A 3,258-nucleotide genomic window follows, 5' to 3' on the forward strand; every position below is an offset into this window, starting at 1 on the left:
CCAGGCGGTGAGCGCGGCCTCCTCGGACTCGTCGCGCGAGCTCACGAAGCCCGGTCCGCTGCCCGACAGAGACTCCGCGGCGCATTCGAGATCGGGCGCCGGCGCGGCCTCCTCGCCTTCGTGCGGCACCGACAGATCGAATTCGTCGACCGCGAACGCGGGCGCCAGCGGCGCGGCGAACGTGAGCGCGAGCGACGCGGCGGTCAGAACAAGCAGGCGGATCGAGACGAGCTTCGGCATCTCCAGCAACCTCCTCCCGGGGGGCTTCGTGTTATGTGGCCCTCGTTCGCCGACAGTCTTAGCACAGAGTGCGCCGCCGCCAGAATATGCGCTGGCGCGATTTGCATGCGGTGTCCGCGAGCCGGAGCATCGAGGCAGGACGACGCACCCCGCGCGTGTCCTTGATGCCGCCTTTGTTTCCGGTGACATTTTCTTGGAAAGAGCCCGGGCCCGAAGGGTCGCACCGGCTTTCGGCCTTAACCTTCGACCGGCCTGCCGGTACAAGACCAGGGGGAAAGAGGCTAGCGTCGGCGGGCGCGGAGCGCTTTTGAGGTTGCTTGGGCCGGATCGTAAGTCGGGGGGATCATCATCGTGACGAGGCTGCACACGGCGCTGCTTGCGGCGGGCCTCTTGGCCATGCCCCTTGCCGCCTGCAGCCGCGGCAACCCTGCGCCCGATGTCGGCTTCATCCCCACCCGCGCCGTGGAGGCCGCCGACACCAAGGCCGCCTTCGAGGGCGCCAAGGTGGAATGCCTGGAGGAGGCGCGCCGCAAGGGCATCTCCTCGGTGACGCGGCTTCTGCTGCTGCGGGGCAAGATCTCCGAGTCCGACTATGTGGAGTGCATGGAGAAGAAGGGCTTCGCCGAGGCCGAAGGCTAGGCCCGGCCGGCTCGGTTAGCGGGTCCTTAAGGCGGTTGCGCGAGGCTTTTCCGGCAACTTGGCTCGGGCGGCGCGCCGCTTGCGCAATTTGGGCTCGCGGGGCCGCGTGGAACCTCTATAAATGGCCGTAATCGGGGTATACGGTACGCCTCAGGTTCGCCCCTTTGGACGGCCGGATTTCGTGTGGCCGGGCGGCCGCGCAGTGAAGAGGTCGGGGTAAATTGTGGGACTTTCTACAAGGCAATAGCCGCGGCAAGCTGATCGATTGGCTGAAGATCGATTCGTGGATCGATTCCGGGCTCTATGGCGCCTGGATCGGCTTCCGCGATTGGTGGAGCGCCTATTCTTCTTTCTTCGGCCGCTTTGAAATCAAGGGCTTCTGGCGCGCCTGCAATGAATTGGCCTGCGAGGGACTGACCTTGAGCGTGGCCGGGTTCCTGGTCGTCCTCGCCTTCGCCCTCCCCGCTTTCGAGGTCGCCCAAGGCAAGATCAACCTCTCCGACGAATATAGCGTCACCTTCCTTGACCGCTACGGCAACGAGATCGGCAAGCGCGGCCTCCTGCGCGACGACTCCGTGCCGCTTGAGGAAATCCCGGACCATATGATCAAGGCGACGCTGGCCACCGAAGACCGGCGCTTCTTCGACCATTTCGGCATCGACGTCATGGGTACGTTCCGTGCGCTTGCCGAGAACGCCCGCGCCGATCAGGTCGTGCAAGGCGGTAGCTCGCTCACCCAGCAGCTCGCCAAGAACATGTTCCTGACGCCGGAAAAAGCGCTGTCGAGAAAGATCAAAGAGGCGTTCATCGCCGTCTATCTCGAGAACCACTACACCAAGCCCGAGATCCTCAAGCTCTATTTCGACCGCGCCTATCTCGGCGGCGGCTCGTACGGAGTCGAGGCCGCGGCACATTACTATTTCGGTAAGTCCATTCGCGAGGTCACCCTGGCCGAGTCCGCCATGCTCGCCGGCATGTTCAAGGCGCCGACCCGCTATGCGCCCCACGTCAACCTCGCTGCCTCCCGCGCCCGCGCCAACGAAGTGCTGACCAACATGGTCGAGGCAGGCTATTTGAGCGAGGGCCAGGTTTACGGCGCCCGGCTGAACCCGGCGCGGATCGTCGAGCGCGGCGATTCCAACACGCCGGACTATTTCCTCGATTGGGCCTTCGAGGAAGTACAACGCCTCATGGCCGGCAAGCCCAACCATATCCTCGTAGCTCGGACGACGGTGGACCTCGGCCTACAAAAGTCTGCCGACGATGCACTTGAGGATACGGTCAACAAGTACGGCCGCTCCCGCAACTTCAACAACGGCGCCCTGGTCTCGATGGAGACCGACGGCGCGGTGCGCGCCATGGTCGGCGGCAAGGACTATGGTCAAAGCCAGTTCAATCGCGCGGCCCACGCCTATCGTCAGCCTGGTTCTTCGTTCAAACCCTACGTCTATCTGACCGCGCTTCAGCACGGCTTCACGCCCGAAACGGTCGTCAGTGACGGCTATGTCAGCTGCGGCCGCTGGTCGCCGAAGAACTACTCTGGCGGATTTCGAGGACGCATGACCGTCAGAACGGCGTTAGCGAAGTCGATCAATACCGTTGCCGTGAAGCTCTCGCTTCAAGCGGGCCGCGAGAATGTACTCGCCGATTTGGAGAAGATCGGTATCAGGCACCTGAAGAAGACGTGCTCGCTGGCGCTCGGTGACAATGGCATGACCCCGCTCGAGCATGTCGGTGGCTATGCCGTGTTTGCATCCGGCGGCATAGAGGTGCGGCCCTATGCTATCGAGGAGATCAGAACCATTCCAGGCGAGCTCCTTTACAATCACGATCGTGACGAGCCGCCCCGCAAGCGAATCTTCGAGCAAAAGGTCGTCGAGCAGCTCAATTCCATGTTGCGTACGGTCGTGACGGCTGGAACCGGAAGGCGATCGCAGCTCGACTACACCAACAACGCGGGTAAGACGGGAACGAGTTCCGCCTATCGTGACGCTTGGTTCATGGGCTACACCGGCCAATACGTGACCGGTGTATGGCTGGGTAACGACGACTTCACACCCATGGCCCGAGTGACCGGCGGTAGCTTCCCGGCGGAAGCCTGGAAGACCTACATGGAGGCGGCCCATGATACAGACAACATCCCGGTGATCCCAGGTGTCGAGCCCCACCCGCGCCAGGTCGCCGAGCAGCAAAGGATCGCCGCGATCATGTCGCAAAGCTCCACGGCCGAGTTGCCGGTACCTCCGCCGGCCGAGAACGTGAAGGATATGCCGGCCGCGACACGCCAAGTGCTTCAGGAGATCGGCAAGCTCCTCAAGAAGGCGCCGCGCCTGAAGAATCGCCGACGAAACGAGTCAGCGACGCGCGAAGGCACCATCC

The 3,258-nt window shown here is 63.3% G+C and carries 3 protein-coding genes; 2 read left to right on the top strand and 1 reads right to left on the bottom strand.

Going from position 1 to position 3,258, the window contains the following annotated elements:
* Positions 1-240 (bottom strand): hypothetical protein (locus AUC71_RS11205; protein WP_141701624.1); only part of this gene is annotated, 240 nt, incomplete at its 3' end.
* A gap of 351 nt (positions 241-591) precedes the next feature.
* Here AUC71_RS11205 and AUC71_RS11210 point away from each other — a divergent pair.
* Positions 592-879 (top strand): hypothetical protein, encoded by a 288-nt coding sequence (locus AUC71_RS11210; protein ID WP_069624332.1) that lies wholly within the window; start codon positions 592-594, stop codon positions 877-879.
* Between the two features lie 221 nt (positions 880-1,100).
* Positions 1,101-3,258 (top strand): transglycosylase domain-containing protein (locus AUC71_RS11215; RefSeq protein WP_069624333.1); only part of this gene is annotated, 2,158 nt, incomplete at its 3' end.

It is taken from the genome of Methyloceanibacter marginalis (assembly GCF_001723295.1).
Lineage (GTDB): Bacteria > Pseudomonadota > Alphaproteobacteria > Rhizobiales > Methyloligellaceae > Methyloceanibacter > Methyloceanibacter marginalis.